The sequence below is a fragment of the Bacillus sp. SIMBA_008 genome (genome assembly GCF_046535495.1).
Taxonomy (GTDB): Bacteria; Bacillota; Bacilli; order Bacillales; family Bacillaceae; genus Bacillus; species Bacillus subtilis.
Window position 1 is genome coordinate 1 of the sequence record NZ_JAWRWL010000138.1, and the last position, 348, is coordinate 348.

The 348-nt window shown below is 41.1% G+C and carries 1 protein-coding gene; it reads left to right on the forward strand.

The window, feature by feature from the left end:
* The coding region (locus SB658_RS22520) for a sigma-70 family RNA polymerase sigma factor (RefSeq protein ID WP_410602446.1) at nt 1-348 on the forward strand (348 nt) is incomplete at both ends.

A 348-nucleotide genomic window follows, 5' to 3' on the forward strand; every position in this document is an offset into this window, starting at 1 on the left:
GAAGAAGAATTTGACCTGAATGATTTAAGCGTACCACCAGGTGTCAAAATTAATGATCCTGTTCGTATGTACTTAAAAGAAATCGGACGCGTCAATTTGTTATCTGCTAAAGAAGAAATTACGTATGCTCAAAAGATCGAAGAAGGCGATGAGGAATCAAAAAGAAGATTAGCGGAAGGAAACCTTCGTCTCGTTGTCAGCATCGCGAAACGCTACGTCGGTCGTGGTATGCTGTTCCTAGACTTGATTCAAGAAGGAAACATGGGTCTTATGAAGGCAGTTGAGAAGTTTGATTACCGAAAAGGATACAAATTCTCAACATATGCGACTTGGTGGATTAGACAGGCG